The sequence below is a fragment of the Bacillus sp. FSL M8-0049 genome, assembly GCF_038593355.1.
In the GTDB taxonomy this organism is placed as follows: domain Bacteria; phylum Bacillota; class Bacilli; order Bacillales; family Bacillaceae; genus Bacillus; species Bacillus safensis.
On record NZ_CP151986.1, the window covers coordinates 2,221,287 to 2,238,922 of the forward strand.

Sequence of the window (17,636 nt, forward strand, 5' to 3'; positions counted from 1 at the left end):
ATTGTTTTATTGAAACCTGATTAGGTTACAAACGATTTAAGCTTGTTCCTCTTTCATATGTACATCAGCCGTGTGTCTACGATGTTTCGCTGCGCCCACAAAATGAATGGTTGAATAAACGAGCAGCATGACACCTGGTATGATAAGGAGTAAAGCAGTTCCAGCAGATGTCCCTGCATACGAAAGAAGCTTACCCGCATAAGGAATGTTCACTCCCATATACTGCGCAGTTACCTGATCCGCTTTTACCAGCGTGCCGTCCTGATACATATTGTTGTCACCCTTCGTCTCAAACGCTTTATATGCACCCTTTCCCTTCACCCCAACAATTCGGTGGGTCACAAAGGACTGATCCTGCTTTGTTTGAAACGTAATAATATCTCCTTTTTTGAGCGTCTCAGGTGAGGCGACCTGTTTTACGACAATCAGTGACCCAGCTGAAAATTCTGGTTCCATCGAACCTGATAATACTTGCTTCAATTGATAACCGAAGATCTGAGGTTCTCCTCCTGTTGTTCTTGATGACAACACGACAATAATAGAGGCTATCATCACCGTGAACACCATCACATAAAGAATACTCCCAGACATCTTCATCCATTTTTTCATAACCCCTTCTCCCCTTCGCCTATCATTTTTTCACTTTAAAAGACAGCTCCATTCAGGACGCCTTTTCTTGACACTTTGAGAGCACCATCGGTTTAGACCAAAAGTACGCCTGATCAGATGCGCCAAACCCTTTAGGATAATAGATTTTAAATGCATAGCTTCCATTTGTTTTTGCTTTTTCTGTCGTGACAGTCGCTGTTTCTTGCGACAACAGGGACTTTATGGACCCCTTTTCAAGAATATGACCATCTTGTAATGGCTTCTGATCATTTCCTATTTTATGTAATTCCCACTTCCATTCAGAGTGCGCAATAGGCTGTCCACTATTTTTTAGTGTCATGCTCAGTTTTTGAGGTGCGCAGACTGTTCCTTCGATCATCGTTTGATCGATAAGCTCCAATTGACTTTCATCCCATTTTTTAGGCTGACAATGCTGATCTGTCTGTTCAAAATTTTCACATGTTTTCATGACAAAGTTTTTGTGCTCGACATCGTTAAAAGAAGCATTCGTTGGTGTCATGATGGAAGACGTCAAAATCAAACAAATGGCACAAAAGAGTACAAAGAGCGACTGTTTCATTCATTCCTTCAACTCCTTGAACTTTTGTTCTTTAAAAAGAACGATTATATACAGTATAAGGAAATACCTATAAAACCCAAAACGTCAAATTAGTCCATTTTGTTCTTAAACAAGAACCATTACGAGAAAATTCTCCCATTTTCTCATTTTTTCACCATATTCAATATTTTTTTGTGTGACATTTGTACTTCTTAAAACTTACATAAAAATGTAGGATTTGGTCAGGATATGAAGAGGTGAGGTGATGTTAAGTGCAATATGGAAAAATCATAATCATGCTCAGTTTACTGCTGAGTCCTATGATGCTAGAGTTCAAACCCGTTGATGCGAGAGGTTTGACTGCCGCCGCAGATCAATGGGAAACGCGGGCAGTCAAAGAAGCAAAAAAAAGATACCCGCTAACGCAAGTATTATTTAAACAAAAAGTATGGGACCGCCACCGCGATAAGGAATCTGTGAAGCAGTATCATATTACCTTAAAAGACCATACAAAGGAATTTGGGGTGTTTGTCACCATTTCCTATAATCCTTACTCAAACAAGGTGAATAAAGTGATTGTTGTGGAGGAATACAGCTAAAGTGGCATAGAAAAACCGCCTGCTGGGCGGCTTTTTACTTTCGTTGATGGCGCTGGCGTTTTTTAAGCATCATGGATAAGCCAAACGGCAGAACCCCAAATAAACGCTGTGAAAACGGCGGTTTCGTTTCCATTTTTTCTTGTTTGTGTTCCTTCCGTTCGTCACGTGGTGTATTCATATATTTAATGATTTCCTGCGTCATATATTTTACATAGTCATTTGTTTTCAAGCACATTCACCTCTTCTTCCTTCAAGTCTTTCCAGGAAGAGGATGATTTTATACACTGGCTAATCAGGATTTGCCCATCTCATGATTTCACCGGTCTTCCAATCCAGCATCAGTTCACGCTCATCGGATAAACCATCTTTTGTTTTCACCTTCACCAAAACAAGGACAAGTTTTTTCTTAAGATCGCATTTCATCCGCTTCAATGTCACACGGCCTTCTTCAGTATCAATATGGGTTTTCTGTTTCGCACAAATACGTTCTACTGTGCTGGCAGCTTCACTCACACCCACCCTAAAAAGCTGCTGTTTTTTATAAAAAGAAATCGTCAGCTCTGCACTTTTCAGTTCTTTTTGAAACCCCATCGTTATCGACCCTAGGATCAAGAGAAAAAATAAAATCGCCGAAAGTACATGCGGATAGATAAACCCTTCCTCTCTTTTCACGATTTACGAACCACTCCTTTATATGTGAAAAAAACGGCTTCATACACTTTACCAGATCCATCTGTGACTTTAAGAATCGCTCTATGCTGACTCGTTCTCACGTGAAATTGTTTCACCTTGTGCAATAAAGGAAGATGTCCAGCCTGATCCGTTCGTTTTCGAAGCATTTCTTGGTATGGCTCAATTGTTACCACTCGCCCTTGATCGGAAATATACTCTAACACTTTTCCTCCTTTCACTGATTTCACAGCATCGGCACGACTTAATTCCTCTTCTAATTGCAGGACAGTCTGTTTCCACTCCATTTGGGAAAATCCGTTGATGTCTTCAAATGGACGAGCTTTCTCAGCTGCTGAAAAGATCAGCCCACAGCCAAAAGAAAGAAATAGAAATAGCTGCAGCTGCCACAAAGCTTGTAAAAGGGTAAAAGCTTTGTCATCGCTCCACATGCCGAAAGCATATGGTCTCTTTTTTTTGTACTTTGTATGAAACACATCCCTTCTGTTTACGCCAATTGAAAACATATATGATCTCGCCTCTCTTCTTTTTGATGGAAGATGTTGTCCCATTTATGAACGCTTCATTCATCTGTTCATGTAAAACCTGATATGCATCAAGCTTGGCTCTCACTTCCTTTTTCCCCATCATGAGTTTTTCATAGGCTGGCATGAGCACTAGGGCAGCAAATAGAAAGAGATGACAGGCAAACAGCGTCTCAAACGTACTAAATCCTCTATTGTTTTTGAACATGAATTCGCCCGCTTCCTAAATAAATCGTCAGTTTATACGATTGACTGCCAAATTCGACAATGAGAGATCCACCGCTCCTTGGATGTCCCTTTGCATTAAAATAGATACCTTGCGAGAATGTAGAAGTTTTGATGCTGCCCTTTTTATGCTGATAAGAAGCAATGACTTCGTTACTCTTTTGATCTATTACCTGATAAGATACATGCGGCGGATGGATCTCAACATGCACACGTGTTTTTTTGATAAATGCAGTATATGATGCCAATTGAAGATCTTGTTTCATGATGTTTACTTGTCTTTTGGCTTCAGCGTTTTCTATTATATTAGGGATTTTCCCTCCCATAATCGACAATACAATCGATAAAACAAGTAAGATCATCAGCTGTTCAATCAGGGTAAAACCCTTCTCATGTAAAAATAATTTATTCATGCTTCACGTTGCCGTTTTGAATGACAATCGCTTTTCCATTAGGACAAGTTAATCCTTTTTTGACATAACCTTCTTTTTCTAATTCAGCTAAAGATGGCGTCTTCCCATCATGCTCCAATTCATATGCCATCACTTGTGTGCTGACCATTGATTTAAGCCCTTCACAGCCCTTTGCCTGAATAGCTTGGTGATGACGTGTAATATTCGGTATGGTAATGAGTAAAAGAATGGATATTACAAGCATGACTATTAACATTTCTAACAGGGTAAATCCTTTATCATTCATGACTCTGTCCTCCTTCTTACACTTGCTCCATTAGTTGATACATTGGTAAAAGAATAGATAAATACACGATGAGTATAAGAAGTGCTGTCATCCCATAAATAACCGGCTGCAGCCAAGAAATCCATTTTTCAATTTTTAGCTCTGCATTCTCTAATAGATATTGGCTGTACGTGTACATTTCTCTCGCAAGCATTCCACTGGCTTCACCATGCTTGATGATGGCTGCAAAATGTTTTTCGAAAAAAGGAGACACGCTTACTTGATGGGCCATGCTTTCTCCTTTTCTTAACTCTTCCATCATTTGTTCACCTATTTCTTGAAGAAAAGGCAGGTAGCTTTGCTGTTTAAAAGCTTGCAAACCTTCGTACATCGATAACCCAGCCTGAAGCAGTCCGCTAAGCTGAAGAGAAAAAAGGTACGTATGCATCAGCTGCATCCCTTTATATAAAAAAGGCAGCTTACTCATCACCCTCAATTTCTCAAGGGTCGACTTTTTCCTAAAAAAAACAGCATAATATCCAATAAGACAGATACACAGACAACTAGTGATGAGCAGAAAAGCATGAAGGAATTGAAATAGTCCGAACATCCCTTGAATCAGCCAAGACATGCGGGTATCCATCGATGAGTACAAAACAGAAAATTGAGGAATGATCATTTGCTGAACGAGTACCAGCACGACCAAAACCGTGAAGATGAGGAAAAGCGGGTAACGTAACATACGTTTAAACGTGTCTAACTGTTTGATTTTTTTCTCTAAAAAACGGGCGCTTTGTTCTAAAGCACGGGCTAGACTGCCATGCTTCTCAGAAAAACATAGTATAGCGATGACTTCCCTCTGAAAATGGAGTCTCTCCAGCACTACATAAAAAGGCTCGCCTTCGTGCAGCCACTGAATACCTAGTTTTAATTGCTGCCGCTGTTGTTTTGATAACTGGATATTCACCATCACTAATGCCTCAATCAATGTATATCCAGCCTGAATTAATTGAGCCAGTTTTGATAGGCATTCAGCTTGATCCTTTTTAGACCATACTTTAGAGGCTCGCTTCTTCATAAACCCAGCGATGGTAAGTGTTTTTTGATAAATAGCCGAGTGCCACTCCTTTACGAATTAATCTTTGCAGTGTTTCATATGACGAGTGAGCATATTCTCCTTTAGCCTCCTTGATACACTCACCAAGCTCTTTTCCGAACAGCAGCTCAAATACATTTGTTCGTCTGATCGGTCGATTTAATTTACAGTAAAGCTGACATCTTTCTCCGCAAAAAGGACAGGTAAGCTCGATTAATCGCTGGGCAGCAATCGCAACCATTGTTTGTTCAAGTTCATTCATCGTCACACCAAATTCAAGCATGCGGTAAAGGGCTCCTTTTGCATTTTTTGCATGGAGCGTACTCAATACTAAATGGCCTGTCAGTGCTGCTCTAATCGCCGTTCTCGCCGTTTCAGCATCTCTTATTTCTCCTAGCACAATCACATCTGGATCATGTCTTAAAATAGCGCGTAATCCAGCGGCATACGTGATGCCGGCTTTTTCATTCACTTGAACCTGCAGCACTTCTTCATTCCTTGTTTCGACAGGATCTTCAAGGGTAATAATATTTCGGTTAAAATTCTTTTTTGCAAACTGAATCAATGAATATAGTGTTGTTGTTTTCCCTGAATTTGTTGGCCCAGTAAATAAAATGAGTCCATGCGAGTGGTTTAAAAAGGATAATAATCTGGCTGAGGCTTTCGGAAATAATGATAGATGTTTTATTTTCGGAACATGATCCTGCGGTAAAATTCTAATCACTAAGCTCTCATCATTCACTGTCGGCAAGGTAGACATCCGAATAAACACTTGACCGTTTCTTAGCATCACAGCTAGTGAGCCATTTTGCGGCCTCCTTTTTTCCCCGATATCCATAGAAGATAAAAACTTAAAATGTGCAATAAGCCTCTCTCCGCTTTTTTTATCAATGGTTCGCTGCTGGATTAAATCTGAATCAACACGAAATGACACCGAGGCTTCCTTTTCTTTTGGCACAATATGCACATCAGAAGCCCTCATGCGGCATGCTTCTTCTAGCAGCTCTTGCCTTAAATATTCAATCCCATACAAGTGGATCACTCCTTTCTCTGATCACATTGTAGAATGGCGGAACGTGAATGACAAAAGAGCAATTTATGATTTTCATGACTAAACAAAGATGAAAACCCTCAACTCACGATGCATTACATCATTTTTTAGAAAAGAGCATATAAAAAAACCTGACTTTTACAAGTACAGGTTTTTTGGTCATGATGTGGCTTCTTGCGGCTGCTCTTCAAAGATACGAAATCCTCTTTTTTCTAACGCTTTTGCAAGGCTATGCTCAGTATTTACTTTTGAGAAATCAATGCCCAATTTCACTACAGTTTGAGCGATCTCTGGGCGGATGCCTGAAATAATCGTCTCAATTCCTAGCAGCTTCGCACTATCGACCACTTTAAACAGCTGATAAGCCACCATCGTATCAACAACGGGAACACCAGAAATATCAATAAATAAGTGTGTTAGACGCAGTCTTGAAGCCTGTTCGAGTACGGACTCCAGAATGATTTTGGCCCGGTACGTATCGATTTCCCCAATCAGCGGCAAAATCCCAATTTCCTTTGATACTGGAATAACTGGGGCACTTAGCTCTTGAATCATTTCTCTTTGTGCATTCAGCTGACTAAGTGTCACGCGGTCATATTCTTCTGATAAACGCTCAATCATGTCATCAAATGTGGCGTGAAAGTGCTGATTCCACTGACACACATCTTGCAGCGTCACTTCAAGCTCTGTTTCTTGGGTGAATGTCTCAATTCTCGAACAGAAAATGTGGCGGAAAATCTTAAACTGTCCAATGATTTCATATAACGGCACCTCGTGCACTGCTCGATCACGTGCAATATCAACAGACCACTTTTTCAAATGGTTTTCTACTTTGTCAGACAGTGTCACAAGCGTGGCTGCAATGGTTTGAATAAACGCTGTGTTCTGTTCCTTCAGCTTCTTTTCCGTTTCCTCTGAAGCATGTTTAGAATATAATGAGCCTTCTTCTGTTCTTGTTTTTAGCCATTCTTCGGTCATGACAGGGGCTTCTTTTAGGATAAATTCGTATAATTGCTTTGATTTTTCATTTTTCATTTATTTCTTTCGCTCCTTTTTCACTAAAACTCGTGACATACAACTTTTATGTATAAATGACCGCAGATGGTGAACAATAACATTACACGTTTGATATTGGGCTATAGCCAAGTGGTAAGGCAATGGACTTTGACTCCGTGATCGTTGGTTCGAACCCAGCTAGCCCAGTTCAGCACAAAAACGAAGACGGCTGAAGCTTGTTTCAGCTGATCTTCGTTTTTTATTAGGATACCGATTGATGAATCGCTTTCTTCTTTGATATTTTCATAAGTTCTCCGGGATTATAGCCGACCACTAATTTATTCCCATCAATGATGATTGGTCTCCGGAGCAGCTTTGGTTTTTCAATGAGAAGCTGTAAGACCTCGTTTACTTTTAAGTCATTAATATTTAAATTTAAGCTTTTAAAAGCCTGACTTCGTGTGGCTAAAATTTCATCCATTCCCTCTGTTGTTAAAGAAAGAATCTTTTTTAATTCATCTAGTGTTGGCGTTTCTCTGAAAAGGTGACGCTCTTTAAAATCAATTTGATTCGCCTTTAACCAATGTTTTGTTTTGCGGCAAGACGTGCAGCTCGGGTATGAATAAAAAGTAATGTCACTCATTAGTCTTCCTCCTTAGGTCGTTAACCTTTTCTCTTATGGAGTAAGTACCCTCATGTTTTTCGGCATAAACACTTTTTCATCATTTTTTCAAAAAAATTTTTTCTGCATTCAAAATAAATTGTTCACATGATGTCAAAAATGTAAATGTTTACATAACAAGTGATGATCAGCTATAATATGAATCAAAGGGGTTTTTAAGGGGAGGGAAAGAAATGAATCGCATGTTCCGCGTGCTTGGCTTTTGGACGGGTATTTTTGCTGTCATGTTCTATTTAGGACATATGAAAGATGCATCGCTGCTATTCTTCGGTCAAACCGTTCTTTTTGTATTTTTATCCTACTTGAATTTATCCGAAAGAATGTATATTTACATTTTCGGAGCGTACTTGACGATTTTCTTTGCCGGATTTACATATTATTCGATTTTCATCATGGTTCCCGGTACCGGACATTAATTGAAAAAAAGCATCTCTATAAAAAGAGATGCTTTTTTTCATACGTTTAAAGAGAAAATCCATTAATAAACGGATTTTGCTCCTGCTCCGTCAGCACAGTGGTTTCTCCGCCATGTCCACTTAAAACAAGAGTTGATTCTGGCAATGACAATAATTTATGATGGATTGATTGAAGCAGCACTTCCTGACTGCCGCCTACTAAATCTGTTCTTCCGATACCGCCTTCAAATAGCGTGTCACCAGAAATAACAAATCCTTCTTCCGCCGAATAGTAAGACACACTGCCAGGTGAATGCCCTGGTGTATGGAACATTTCTAATGTAAACGACCCAATTTGAAGCGTTCCTTCTGACGTAATCAATTTTTCAGCTTCTTTGACCGTAATTCCATTCCCAATCAAACGAGCTGAACCATTTAATTCAGCGTTCGTGAGCCATTCTTTTTCATTTTCATGTACATACAGCGGCACTCCCCACTCTTCGCGCACCTCATCTGCCGCTCCAATATGATCAAAATGAGCATGTGTCAATAAGACAGCAAGCGGTGTGAGCTGTTTTTCTTTTACATAGGAAATCAGTTTTTGCGCTTCACCGCCTGGATCAAAAATTAAGCATTCTCCCTGTTCATTTTTCCAAATATATGCGTTCGCTTGTACATAGCCTAGTGGCATTCTTCTCCAATTCATTTTCATCACCTACTTTATTCATTCTTTTTTATTATGAAGGCTATTCAATAAAAATTCAAACAATCGTCAACTGGAATCTACTCGACAAGCTTTATGAAAACGGTTAAAATGAAAAGAAAGGAAATCAAGGGGATTGATGACAAAGGGGGACTTTCACATGATGCTCGTCATTATTTTTGGTCTAGTCACGATTTTAGCTGCGCTCGGCATCTATCGCTCACTAAAAAAAGTGAACGTACTTGCCATCGCTTTTGCAGGCGCTACATTTTTGGTTTTTGGATGGTTCACTGTCATGACCATCATCTATAGCGGTTATCCAACTGCACATTAAAAGCCTGCTTATAGCAGGCTTTTTTATTGATTTAAATGCTTATTCACGCTTTCTAATTTGCTTGTAAGTGTTGTGGTTTGATCCCGTCTGTCATCGATGCGAATATTGGTCGCTACTCGGTGCAATCCCTTTTCAAAAGGGGCTTCATGAATGCGCTGAATGACCTCAAATAAAACGGATAATTCGCCTTCAATTAACGTATTCATCGGTGTTAATTGATATTTGATTTTCCCTTCTTGTTGAAAGCCTTCTAAAATTCTTTGTACATCTGCTACATAAGCACTGACACTTGGTGTTTCAGTGCCTATCGGAATGATGGTGACGTCTGCTATAGCCATAATTTTTCCCCTTTCAATTAAATTCTCATGTTTTCTCGTCCTCATTGTAACCTATCCTCATTCAATCATGCCATGCTTACGTTGCGTTTACGGCAGGTTTGTCTCGTTCTATCGTCAAATCCGCTCTCTCTACCTTCCCGATCTTTGTAAACAGAAGCAGGCATATACCTGAAGCAGCTTCAATGATGCCGCCGGCCGCAATGACATACCCAGATCCAAATATTGTTGCCATATAGCCGCCAAGGAGGGCGCCTAACGGAATCATTAAGTAGGAAATCATGTTGATGATCGCATACACTTGCGGCTGATCCTCTGCCTTTACTGACAATTGAATCATCGTATGTTCGGGTACGTTAACTGCACTAATTGCTGCTCCTAAAGCAAAAGCTGATATAAACACAAGAGGCAACAATGCGTTCATACCTGTGATGAAGAAGGCGATTCCATCAACGATCCCAGCGCCTATAAACAGCAATCCATACCGATTCACTTTTATCTTTGTCAAAACAAACCCCATCAAAAATGCGCCTAGTGCAGTTGTGACTTTGATGAATGAATAGACGACCGGTCCACTATGTAAGTCTTCTGTTAAATAAATAACAGACAATGCTTCCCATGGTGCCGCAGCAAAGTTTGAGCAGACACAAAAAATCGCTAATGGAAACAAAATATGGTGGCTTCTAACAAGTGAAAAACCTCGAATTAATCTTTTGCCGTAAGATAATCCTTTTTTGGCTTTATCGATGATGACGTCTGTTTGATATGAAATCATGAACACCAATAAAGCGGACAAAAGGTAAAGAGGAATGATCACAAGCATTGTATAACCTACGCCTGCAAATGCAATCATGACACCACAAATCGTGACCGTCACAAGTCTTACTACATGACTTGCTGATTGGATGGTTGCATTCGCTTTTTGTATGAGGTCCTCATGGACAAGCTTTGGAATAATCGATACAGATGCCGGTTCATAGGAGCCTCCTGTCGCCGAATGCAACAGCATACAGCCAATGATGAGTGCTAATGGGGTGAAACCATAAAAGTAACTAACCACGATCACAAGGATAATCGCTCCTCGTGTTAAATCAGCAAAACACATCCAAAACTTCAATTGATGCGGCTTCATCATAGGCGTAATAAATGGCCCAACAATCGCTTGAGGAACAAAGCTGACTGCAATAAAAAAAGCTGTCCCTATGGCCCCTTTCCCTCCTAGTACTAAAAGCCACAAGATGGTGTTGAAAGATAAACTATCAGCCGTAATTTTGCACATTTTAGAAACAAATAAATAAGTAAAATTTCTTTTCCACAGGCTTTGAGCACTCAATAGTCGACATCTCCCTAAATCATATCCTTTTTTTTACATCCATATCTTTCACCATAGCTTACAAGGAGGCCTTCGTCAATTACTTCAACATTGTTTTTATTGACCATAAGCAATTGATTTTCTCAAAATATGAAAAAGCACCAGACAGGTGCTTTTAACACTTACACGCTTCCCACAAAAGCCGCTTTGTTTTTTCATAGATCGAATCAAATTGAACCATGGAAAGAGGATTTTTCCCTAGACCAAGCTCGACTGTATAGCCCTCATTATGAAATTGATAAATAAACCAATCGCGATAGCCTGCATAGCTGTCGAGATATTGGATCGGTTTGTAACCGCTCACTAGTTCGAATCGTTTGACCGTTTCTTTTGAGCTGGCTGGCTCATGGCCAAGAAACCCCCAATAGATCTCTTCTCCTTGTGTATGAAGGGCGATCAGCCGGTCAAATCGTTTTCGCAACGCAAGATTTGCCATCGCTTTCGCTTCTGGTTCTGTTAATGGCTCACGCCCAGGATAATCCCGGTAGGACGGTGCCTTCGACTGATGACGATAGTACTCGATCTCCCAATAAGCTGGGAATTGATTGTTTAAATCCACCCCTCGAATATTTGCTTTCCATTCCCGGTAATCGGAATATCCCTCGTTTAGCAGTGTGAATTCTTCACGATGAAGACCTAGTGACTCCGGTCCATTACGAACCAAATCGACTCCATCTGGATTGACCATTGGCACGATGGATAAAGCGGTGGTCTGCAGGATATGAACCGCTTCATAATGTCTTGCCTGAACCGGGTCAGACGCTGCTAAGCAAAGCGATTTCAACCATTTTAATAAAACAGACGTCGTAATCCATTCATTTGCATGAAATGAGGCATTGAGATGAATAGAATGTAAATGCTGAACAGGCTCTGTTCGGATCTCATAAATAGGTGTATCAAGCACTGAATGGCCAATAACGCTGATATGAAGAAAAGGAAATACGGCTTTCAAGCGGCTCAGCTCTTCTTCTAATCGAACGCTATCATATTCAAATGTTCCATTAATCCAATCATCGGATTGCTGCAGTCTGTAAGGTGCAATAAATCTCTGCACATCACCTATCGAATCAAATACATGGACTCCTTCTGGAAGTCTATATCCCGGTAAAAGAAGGTTATCAGTGCTTGATTGATTAGATAAATGAAAAGCAGCTTTGCCAATACCAAGCTGCTTTGCCACAGCATCCCTCCCTGCTTCATGCAGCTGCCATTCAATTTTTCCAAACGACGTTGTCTTCATTTACATCCCTCCTCTCATACTATATGAGCCGGAAGGCAAAAAAAGAAAACCCCTGCTTCTAAAATAGCAGAGGTTTTTTCATCTATTAGGACGCCTTTTTCAGCTCCGTTTCATCTTCTTTTTTGGATGGTGAATGGTCCGGGCTGTTTCGATCATAAAATCTAAGGAGATCCCCGTAGATGATTTGATCAGAGAACTGAAGCTCCTGCTTCGCCTTCTCTTCATAAGATTGACACACGTTTTTATCATCTGCTGGATCGCCTGTTTCTTTATTGTAGCAAACACCATCTGTAAAAATGCTGTCCTTCGTAATAAAGCTTCCATCACGGAGTACTGTAAAGTCATTCTTATCTTTCGATAAAAGGTCATGACCAAATTGAATTTGTTTACTTGTATCAATCCCTAGAAGATTGAGTACAGTTGGACGGATATCGACCTGACCGCCTACCGTATCAATTTCTTTTGGATGTTGATCCGTTACCCCTGGAATGTGTACAACAAACGGGACTTTTTGAAGCTGTACTTCTTCAAATGGCGTAATCTCTTTATTTAAGAATTGTCCCATGGCTTCGTTATGGTTTTCAGAAATTCCGTAGTGATCCCCATACAAAACAAAAATGGAGTTATCGTATAACCCAGCTTCCTTCATCTTTTTAAAGAAAAGCTTAAGGGCTTCATCTTGATAACGCACTGTAGGGAAGTACTTGTTCAGCGTTTTGCTCTTTGAATCATATTCATCAATGAGCTTATCTTCTTCATCTAAATCAAAAGGGAAATGGTTCGTTAATGTAATCAATCTCGTATAGAAAGGCTGCGGGATCGATTTCATTAATTCAGCGGACTGCTCAAAGAACGGACCATCTTTCAGTCCCCAGCCAACTGAGTTTTCTTCATTCACATCAAATGATTTAATATCAAAAAACTTATCGTAGCCAAAGCTATCGTAGATAAGGTCACGGTTCCAGAAGCTTTTGTTATTCGCATGAATAACAGAAGAGTGGTAGCCCTCATCCTTTAACAGCTCAGGTGTCGCTGTAAACTCATTGCTTGGATTTGTGAAGAACACAGCCCCTCTTCCAAGTGGATAAAGAGAATTATCTACAATAAACTCTGAATCAGATGTTTTCCCTTGACCTGTTTGGTGATAGAAATTAGTAAAGTTATAGCTCTTCTTGATCAATTTGTTTAAAAACGGAGTAATTTCTTTCCCGTTTAATTTTTCATTGATCACGAAACTCTGTGTAGATTCAAGTGATACAAGAATGACATTTCGTCCTTTTGCTTGACCAAATGTCTTTTCATTACGGTCCGTTTGATTTGCGCTTACATAGTTTTCAATTTCAGTTAAGCTATTACTGTCAGCAAGAGCTCGTTGGGCGGACTGCTTCGATTGCAATACCCCATCATAAATATGGAAGTTATATAAGCTGATATTTTTCACCAGCATCTCACGGTCAAATGAGCGAGTAAGAAGTTCTGGTCGTTCTGTTTCAGCTAAACCAAGGTTAAAGAAGAATGTAGCTGCCACAAATAAGTAATAGGCCGCTCGTTCTTTTCGTGAAATTGTGACATCTGTTCTAAAGGAAGGCTGTTTTTTATAGAGCCAAATTAAAATGATGATATCAACAAACATCAGTAAATCGACTGGTTCAATTAAAGAGGTAATACTTGACCCGAGGTCACCCATATTGTTTGTTTGAAATAGGACGGGGATGGTTAGAAAATCACTATAGAATCGATAAAACACAATGTTGGCTAACAAAACGAATGTTAGGATAAAGCTTGTCACGATGATATATCGATTGCGGTTTTTTTCTTTGAAAAATAAACCGATACCGAAGATAAACAAGAGAAAGCTAAGCGGATTAATAAACAGGATAAACTCCTGCATGAAATTTTCAATTTTAATATTGAAGCTAGATTTATAGATAACATAGGTTTTGACCCACATCAGCAATGTCGCAATCAGTAAAAATGAAATCGCCTTTAATCTATTCTTTCGCATTGTAACCTCCTTATGCTAAGCGCGCACCCAGGCTCTGGATATACCCTAATTATTGGTGCTTCTAGAAAAATAACTAAAGTATATCTTATCCTGTATATGATGGAAAATCAATGTCTTTTTCCTCATGACAAACTTATGAATATGCTAAACATCCAATTTCATGCCTATCTATCGCTTTTTTTAATAAAAATGACATCATTATGACTTTTTTGTTCAAGACAGCCATTTGGTTTTTGCCATCCATGCCCCGCCGATAACACCCGCATCGTTTCCGAGGGATGCAATTACCACTTCAACATCGTCAGCGCAAGGCGGGAAAGCATGTTGTTTCACAATGCGCTCTACTTTACTGCGAAGAAGCTCACCTGCTTTTGAAACACCGCCGCCAATCACAATTTTTGTTGGGTTTAAAGCACTAGCAAGATTCGCTAGGACAAGTCCAAGATGTGTCGTCACTTCTTCTACGACACGCATTGCAAGATCATCTCCGTTTTCTGCCGCCTCAAATACATTCTTTGCCGATAGCGAAGCGAGCTTGCCAAGTGAAGATGTATGCTGCTCGGTTTCTAATTTATCCTTTGCAATCCGGACGATGCCAGTTGCAGATGCGATCGTTTCAATACAGCCTGTTCTTCCACAGTTACACGGTGCACCTTGAAATGGAACAGCACAAATATGGCCAATTTCTCCGCCAGCTCCTGTTTCCCCTTGAACAACTTCACCGTTGACGATGATGCCGCCGCCAACCCCTGTTCCAAGTGTGACCATCAGGATATTTTTTGCGCCATCGCCTGCCCCCTTCCACATTTCACCGAGTGCAGCAATATTCGCATCATTTTCAATGACAGATGGAAGTCCCGTCTCTGCCTCTAGGTGATCTTTCAAGGGGTAGTTTGTCCAGCCCAGATTCGTTGTTTTATAGACGATGCCAGATACTTTATCTACAGGTCCAGGTGCACCCATTCCGATCCCAATAAGTGCTGATTTCGGCATACTGATCTCAACCAGTTTATGGTCAATTGATTTGGCAATATCGACTGTGATCGTCTGCCCGGATTTATCCGTAGGAATCTCCCACTTATGCTGAATTTCACCATATAGATTAATGAACGCAAGCTTAATTGTCGTACCGCCAAGATCAATACCTACAAACCAATCCCCTGTCATATGCCCTCCACCTTCACATTGTTTTTCGATTTAATTTGGCTAGCTCCATTTGAAGAATCGTCATTGCGTTTGACCATTCGGTCCGGTCAATGATGCCTGATGTATACATTTCCTTCAATTCGTCTGCCATAAATTCTAATTCTACTTCACGATCTCCGAAATACACATAATTTCCAAATCTCATGAGCAGCTGCTGTACATCATATAACGTTTTCATTGTTTCCACCATTTCTTTTCATCAACAGTTAGGATAAGCGTATTCATAAATGCGCTTTCAGTCAAGTCATTCAACGTGTTTGACTATTTTCGATATATTGTTTCAGCTTTAAAAATTGATCATTTTGAGGATCTTGTTTTAACGCTTTCGCTAATAGATCCTCTGCTTTCGCTGTCTCTCCTTTTTCTACGTATAAAAGCGATAAATGATACAGTTTATTTGGATCATCTGGATCTTTTTCAAGCGACTTTTGTAAAAATTGAATAGCCTTATCAAGTCGGCCCTGCTGCGCTTCCGATAGTGCATAGATATGAAGTGCCTCAGCTGATGCATCTTTATCGTGCACATATTCCTCTAGTCGTTCACTTGCTTCGCTGTACTTTTTCTCATCAAATAAACTCGCTGCCTCACTTGCTGCCGCTGCTTTCTTTTGATTGTCAGAATGAAACCCTGTATACAATCCAAAACCGCCAATAAAGAGCAAAGCAGCACTCGCAAGAAGCATTTTGACAGGCTGCACCTGTTTAGGCAGACGGACTGCTAATGCGGTGAAAAAACCGCCAACCAGGCCGCCAAGATGCCCTGCGTTATCAATACCTGATACAGTGAAGCCTATTCCTAGGTTAATGAGGATAATGACAATAATATTTGTCCCCATCGTCCGAAAGAAAAGCTTTCGATTTGAGATGGCTAAATATAACAGTGCGCCTAAGCAGCCAAAGATCGCGCCAGATGCGCCGGCTGCAATTGCCGTATTAAACACAAAGCTCGCTATGGAGCCAAAAATGCCGGAAATGAAATAGATGAGCAAAAATCTTCCCGACCCATAAATTCTCTCAACAGCCGCTCCAACGGACCAAAGAGCAAAAGTATTAAAGAGTAAGTGCGTCAAGCCAATATGCAAAAACATTGGTGTCATCAGGCGCCACCATTCACCCTCTAAGATCAGCACATTATTTTTAGCACCAAATGCTGTTAAAGTTGCGGTATTGGTACTTCCGCCTGACAGCTCAAGTAAAAGAAACATCACCACTTGGACAGCGATCAGCAAGTAGGTAAAAATGGGTCTGCCATTTTGAAACACGGCCCGTTCTCGTTCTCGCTGCTTTTCCTGATCATCAAATGCCTGAAGCACGTTCCTTTTCAGCTGCATGGCATCCTCAGCTGTGTCTTCCTTCGCTTCTTCTACATTTACTGCAAGCGATGTATTCAGCCATTTTTGCAGTTCGTTTACATCGTTTTGAAGCGTGTCTGCATTGAGTAATACAGGAGTAACTGTCACCTTATTCTCTTTTTGCGGCTGACCGTTTAGGTCTTCCCAATCATCTACTGGAACATCAGTTGTAAATTGCAGCTGCAGGAGATGAAGAGATCGTTTACGCATAGCTTCTCTCAGCTGATTGATCCGATATGTTTGCTCCTCGATATCTCGAACGATCTCCTGCTTGAAATTCACATCTTTTCTATATAGACGGATGAGATCATAACCTGAGTTTCGTGGTGCTTCAAAAAATATTTCATCTTCTGGGTACGGACTTTGAATCATCTCGTATCCTTTTTGTCTTAGTTCATCAACAACTCGCCAAAATAAACTATCTATGACATTCATACATTCGCGCTCCATTTTTTACATTATTATAGCAAGAATCGTTCTTATCCGCATTTCTAAACAAAAAAATCCCGGCTTTTGCGGGATTAGAATGCTTGGCGAATAAATTTCGTCCGAAAATATGGGATTTTCATCAGCCATTTAATCAAAAAGTGCCGGACTTGATTTTGCCCTAAAACCAAATTCATGAGCCGATAACGATTTTGCACGAGAACGAATGCAAATAGTGTGAACACAATGCTCCAAATCATTTTATTCATCCATATTCCCTCCTATGTTCGTATCGTGGCTTAAATAGTATTTGTTTATGCATGAACCATCGTTTTTATCGCTTAAAAGGTTCATTTCATAAGCAGGCCTTCACAATCTAATCCCTTGCTCTTTTGATTGAATATAATAGACCTCTCCGCACTCTGATTGATCATAAGAAACGTCAAATTGATGAAGGTCGATTAGTCCCCATGAAAGTATGAGGCAACTTACAATTCTGCTCTAACTCCTCCACCTTGTGCGGAAAGTAACTGTCGTATGGATTTGGTGTATAAACATA

24 protein-coding genes and 1 tRNA gene are annotated in these 17,636 nt (G+C 40.2%); 4 read left to right on the forward strand and 21 right to left on the reverse strand.

Translation table 11 applies throughout. The features are described from left to right. Positions 1 to 36: 36 nt before the first annotated feature. Positions 37 to 609 (reverse strand): signal peptidase I, encoded by a 573-nt coding sequence (locus tag NSU13_RS11375; RefSeq protein WP_034280218.1) that lies wholly within the window; start codon positions 607 to 609, stop codon positions 37 to 39. Between the two features lie 52 nt (positions 610 to 661). After that, complete coding sequence (gene tapA / locus NSU13_RS11380) at positions 662 to 1,189, reverse strand: amyloid fiber anchoring/assembly protein TapA (protein WP_120208209.1); 528 nt, start codon at positions 1,187 to 1,189, stop codon at positions 662 to 664. 299 nt (positions 1,190 to 1,488) lie between these two features. On the opposite strand from tapA, the gene NSU13_RS11385 reads away from it, so the two are divergent. Beyond that, on the forward strand, positions 1,489 to 1,767 hold the full coding sequence (locus tag NSU13_RS11385; RefSeq protein WP_061109527.1) for a DUF3889 domain-containing protein: 279 nt from the start codon (positions 1,489 to 1,491) through the stop codon (positions 1,765 to 1,767). Positions 1,768 to 1,801: 34 nt separating this feature from the next. Here the strand turns inward: NSU13_RS11385 and NSU13_RS11390 are convergent, their stop codons facing one another. The 9 genes from NSU13_RS11390 to NSU13_RS11430 form a co-directional block, all read right to left on the reverse strand. Then, a complete protein-coding gene (locus NSU13_RS11390; RefSeq protein WP_120208337.1) occupies positions 1,802 to 1,996 on the reverse strand; it encodes a YqzE family protein in 195 nt (64 codons plus the stop codon). Positions 1,997 to 2,055: 59 nt separating this feature from the next. Continuing rightward, positions 2,056 to 2,439: a competence type IV pilus minor pilin ComGG gene (gene comGG / locus NSU13_RS11395; protein ID WP_211043251.1), complete on the reverse strand. Its 384-nt coding sequence runs from the start codon at positions 2,437 to 2,439 to the stop codon at positions 2,056 to 2,058. Continuing rightward, positions 2,436 to 2,963 (reverse strand): competence type IV pilus minor pilin ComGF, encoded by a 528-nt coding sequence (gene comGF / locus NSU13_RS11400; RefSeq protein WP_342489525.1) that lies wholly within the window; start codon positions 2,961 to 2,963, stop codon positions 2,436 to 2,438. The genes comGG and comGF overlap by 4 nt, the downstream gene beginning before the upstream one ends. Continuing rightward, positions 2,875 to 3,189: a competence type IV pilus minor pilin ComGE gene (gene comGE / locus NSU13_RS11405; protein ID WP_264315972.1), complete on the reverse strand. Its 315-nt coding sequence runs from the start codon at positions 3,187 to 3,189 to the stop codon at positions 2,875 to 2,877. The genes comGF and comGE overlap by 89 nt, the downstream gene beginning before the upstream one ends. Next, positions 3,173 to 3,619 (reverse strand): competence type IV pilus minor pilin ComGD, encoded by a 447-nt coding sequence (gene comGD / locus NSU13_RS11410; RefSeq protein WP_342489526.1) that lies wholly within the window; start codon positions 3,617 to 3,619, stop codon positions 3,173 to 3,175. The genes comGE and comGD overlap by 17 nt, the downstream gene beginning before the upstream one ends. Continuing rightward, the gene (comGC, locus tag NSU13_RS11415; RefSeq protein ID WP_024422977.1) at positions 3,612 to 3,905 is read right to left on the reverse strand and encodes a competence type IV pilus major pilin ComGC; all 294 of its coding nucleotides are present in this window, start codon (positions 3,903 to 3,905) and stop codon (positions 3,612 to 3,614) included. The genes comGD and comGC overlap by 8 nt, the downstream gene beginning before the upstream one ends. A gap of 16 nt (positions 3,906 to 3,921) precedes the next feature. After that, entirely contained in the window at positions 3,922 to 4,962 is a 1,041-nt protein-coding gene (gene comGB, locus NSU13_RS11420; protein WP_342489527.1) for a competence type IV pilus assembly protein ComGB, read from the reverse strand. Further along, a complete protein-coding gene (gene comGA / locus NSU13_RS11425) occupies positions 4,943 to 6,013 on the reverse strand; it encodes a competence type IV pilus ATPase ComGA (protein ID WP_041117979.1) in 1,071 nt (356 codons plus the stop codon). The genes comGB and comGA overlap by 20 nt, the downstream gene beginning before the upstream one ends. A gap of 177 nt (positions 6,014 to 6,190) precedes the next feature. After that, positions 6,191 to 7,066, reverse strand: coding sequence for an STAS domain-containing protein (locus NSU13_RS11430; protein WP_024422979.1), 876 nt, complete (start codon positions 7,064 to 7,066; stop codon positions 6,191 to 6,193). Positions 7,067 to 7,163: 97 nt separating this feature from the next. Between NSU13_RS11430 and NSU13_RS11435 the strand changes: the two genes are divergently transcribed. Then, positions 7,164 to 7,234, forward strand: a tRNA-Gln gene (locus NSU13_RS11435). A 55-nt stretch (positions 7,235 to 7,289) separates the two neighbouring features. On the opposite strand, the gene NSU13_RS11440 is transcribed toward NSU13_RS11435, so the two are convergent. After that, complete coding sequence (locus NSU13_RS11440; protein WP_007501232.1) at positions 7,290 to 7,670, reverse strand: Spx/MgsR family RNA polymerase-binding regulatory protein; 381 nt, start codon at positions 7,668 to 7,670, stop codon at positions 7,290 to 7,292. Positions 7,671 to 7,882: 212 nt separating this feature from the next. On the opposite strand from NSU13_RS11440, the gene NSU13_RS11445 reads away from it, so the two are divergent. Continuing rightward, on the forward strand, positions 7,883 to 8,125 hold the full coding sequence (locus NSU13_RS11445) for a DUF2626 domain-containing protein (RefSeq protein ID WP_003217440.1): 243 nt from the start codon (positions 7,883 to 7,885) through the stop codon (positions 8,123 to 8,125). Positions 8,126 to 8,171: 46 nt separating this feature from the next. Here the strand turns inward: NSU13_RS11445 and NSU13_RS11450 are convergent, their stop codons facing one another. Then, a complete protein-coding gene (locus tag NSU13_RS11450) occupies positions 8,172 to 8,810 on the reverse strand; it encodes an MBL fold metallo-hydrolase (protein WP_034280195.1) in 639 nt (212 codons plus the stop codon). A gap of 157 nt (positions 8,811 to 8,967) precedes the next feature. On the opposite strand from NSU13_RS11450, the gene NSU13_RS11455 reads away from it, so the two are divergent. Continuing rightward, a complete protein-coding gene (locus NSU13_RS11455; RefSeq protein WP_003217333.1) occupies positions 8,968 to 9,141 on the forward strand; it encodes a DUF2759 domain-containing protein in 174 nt (57 codons plus the stop codon). A gap of 23 nt (positions 9,142 to 9,164) precedes the next feature. Here the strand turns inward: NSU13_RS11455 and NSU13_RS11460 are convergent, their stop codons facing one another. From NSU13_RS11460 to NSU13_RS11495, 8 genes are all read right to left on the reverse strand, one after another. Beyond that, positions 9,165 to 9,479, reverse strand: coding sequence for an MTH1187 family thiamine-binding protein (locus tag NSU13_RS11460; protein WP_024427984.1), 315 nt, complete (start codon positions 9,477 to 9,479; stop codon positions 9,165 to 9,167). Between the two features lie 76 nt (positions 9,480 to 9,555). Beyond that, positions 9,556 to 10,809, reverse strand: a complete 1,254-nt coding sequence (locus tag NSU13_RS11465; RefSeq protein WP_046311764.1) for an MFS transporter — start codon at positions 10,807 to 10,809, stop codon at positions 9,556 to 9,558. 154 nt (positions 10,810 to 10,963) lie between these two features. After that, entirely contained in the window at positions 10,964 to 12,088 is a 1,125-nt protein-coding gene (locus NSU13_RS11470) for a M14 family metallocarboxypeptidase (RefSeq protein WP_342474511.1), read from the reverse strand. An 85-nt stretch (positions 12,089 to 12,173) separates the two neighbouring features. Next, a complete protein-coding gene (locus NSU13_RS11475; protein ID WP_342474512.1) occupies positions 12,174 to 14,093 on the reverse strand; it encodes an LTA synthase family protein in 1,920 nt (639 codons plus the stop codon). Positions 14,094 to 14,306: 213 nt separating this feature from the next. Then, positions 14,307 to 15,260 carry an ROK family glucokinase gene (locus tag NSU13_RS11480; protein ID WP_025092968.1) on the reverse strand — a complete coding sequence of 318 codons (954 nt, stop codon included), beginning with the start codon at positions 15,258 to 15,260 and terminating at the stop codon, positions 14,307 to 14,309. Between the two features lie 13 nt (positions 15,261 to 15,273). Next, positions 15,274 to 15,477: a YqgQ family protein gene (locus tag NSU13_RS11485; RefSeq protein WP_008342322.1), complete on the reverse strand. Its 204-nt coding sequence runs from the start codon at positions 15,475 to 15,477 to the stop codon at positions 15,274 to 15,276. Positions 15,478 to 15,547: 70 nt separating this feature from the next. Then, positions 15,548 to 17,086, reverse strand: a complete 1,539-nt coding sequence (locus NSU13_RS11490) for a rhomboid family intramembrane serine protease (RefSeq protein ID WP_081124577.1) — start codon at positions 17,084 to 17,086, stop codon at positions 15,548 to 15,550. 86 nt (positions 17,087 to 17,172) lie between these two features. Next, complete coding sequence (locus NSU13_RS11495; protein WP_162176177.1) at positions 17,173 to 17,346, reverse strand: hypothetical protein; 174 nt, start codon at positions 17,344 to 17,346, stop codon at positions 17,173 to 17,175. Positions 17,347 to 17,636: the final 290 nt, after the last annotated feature.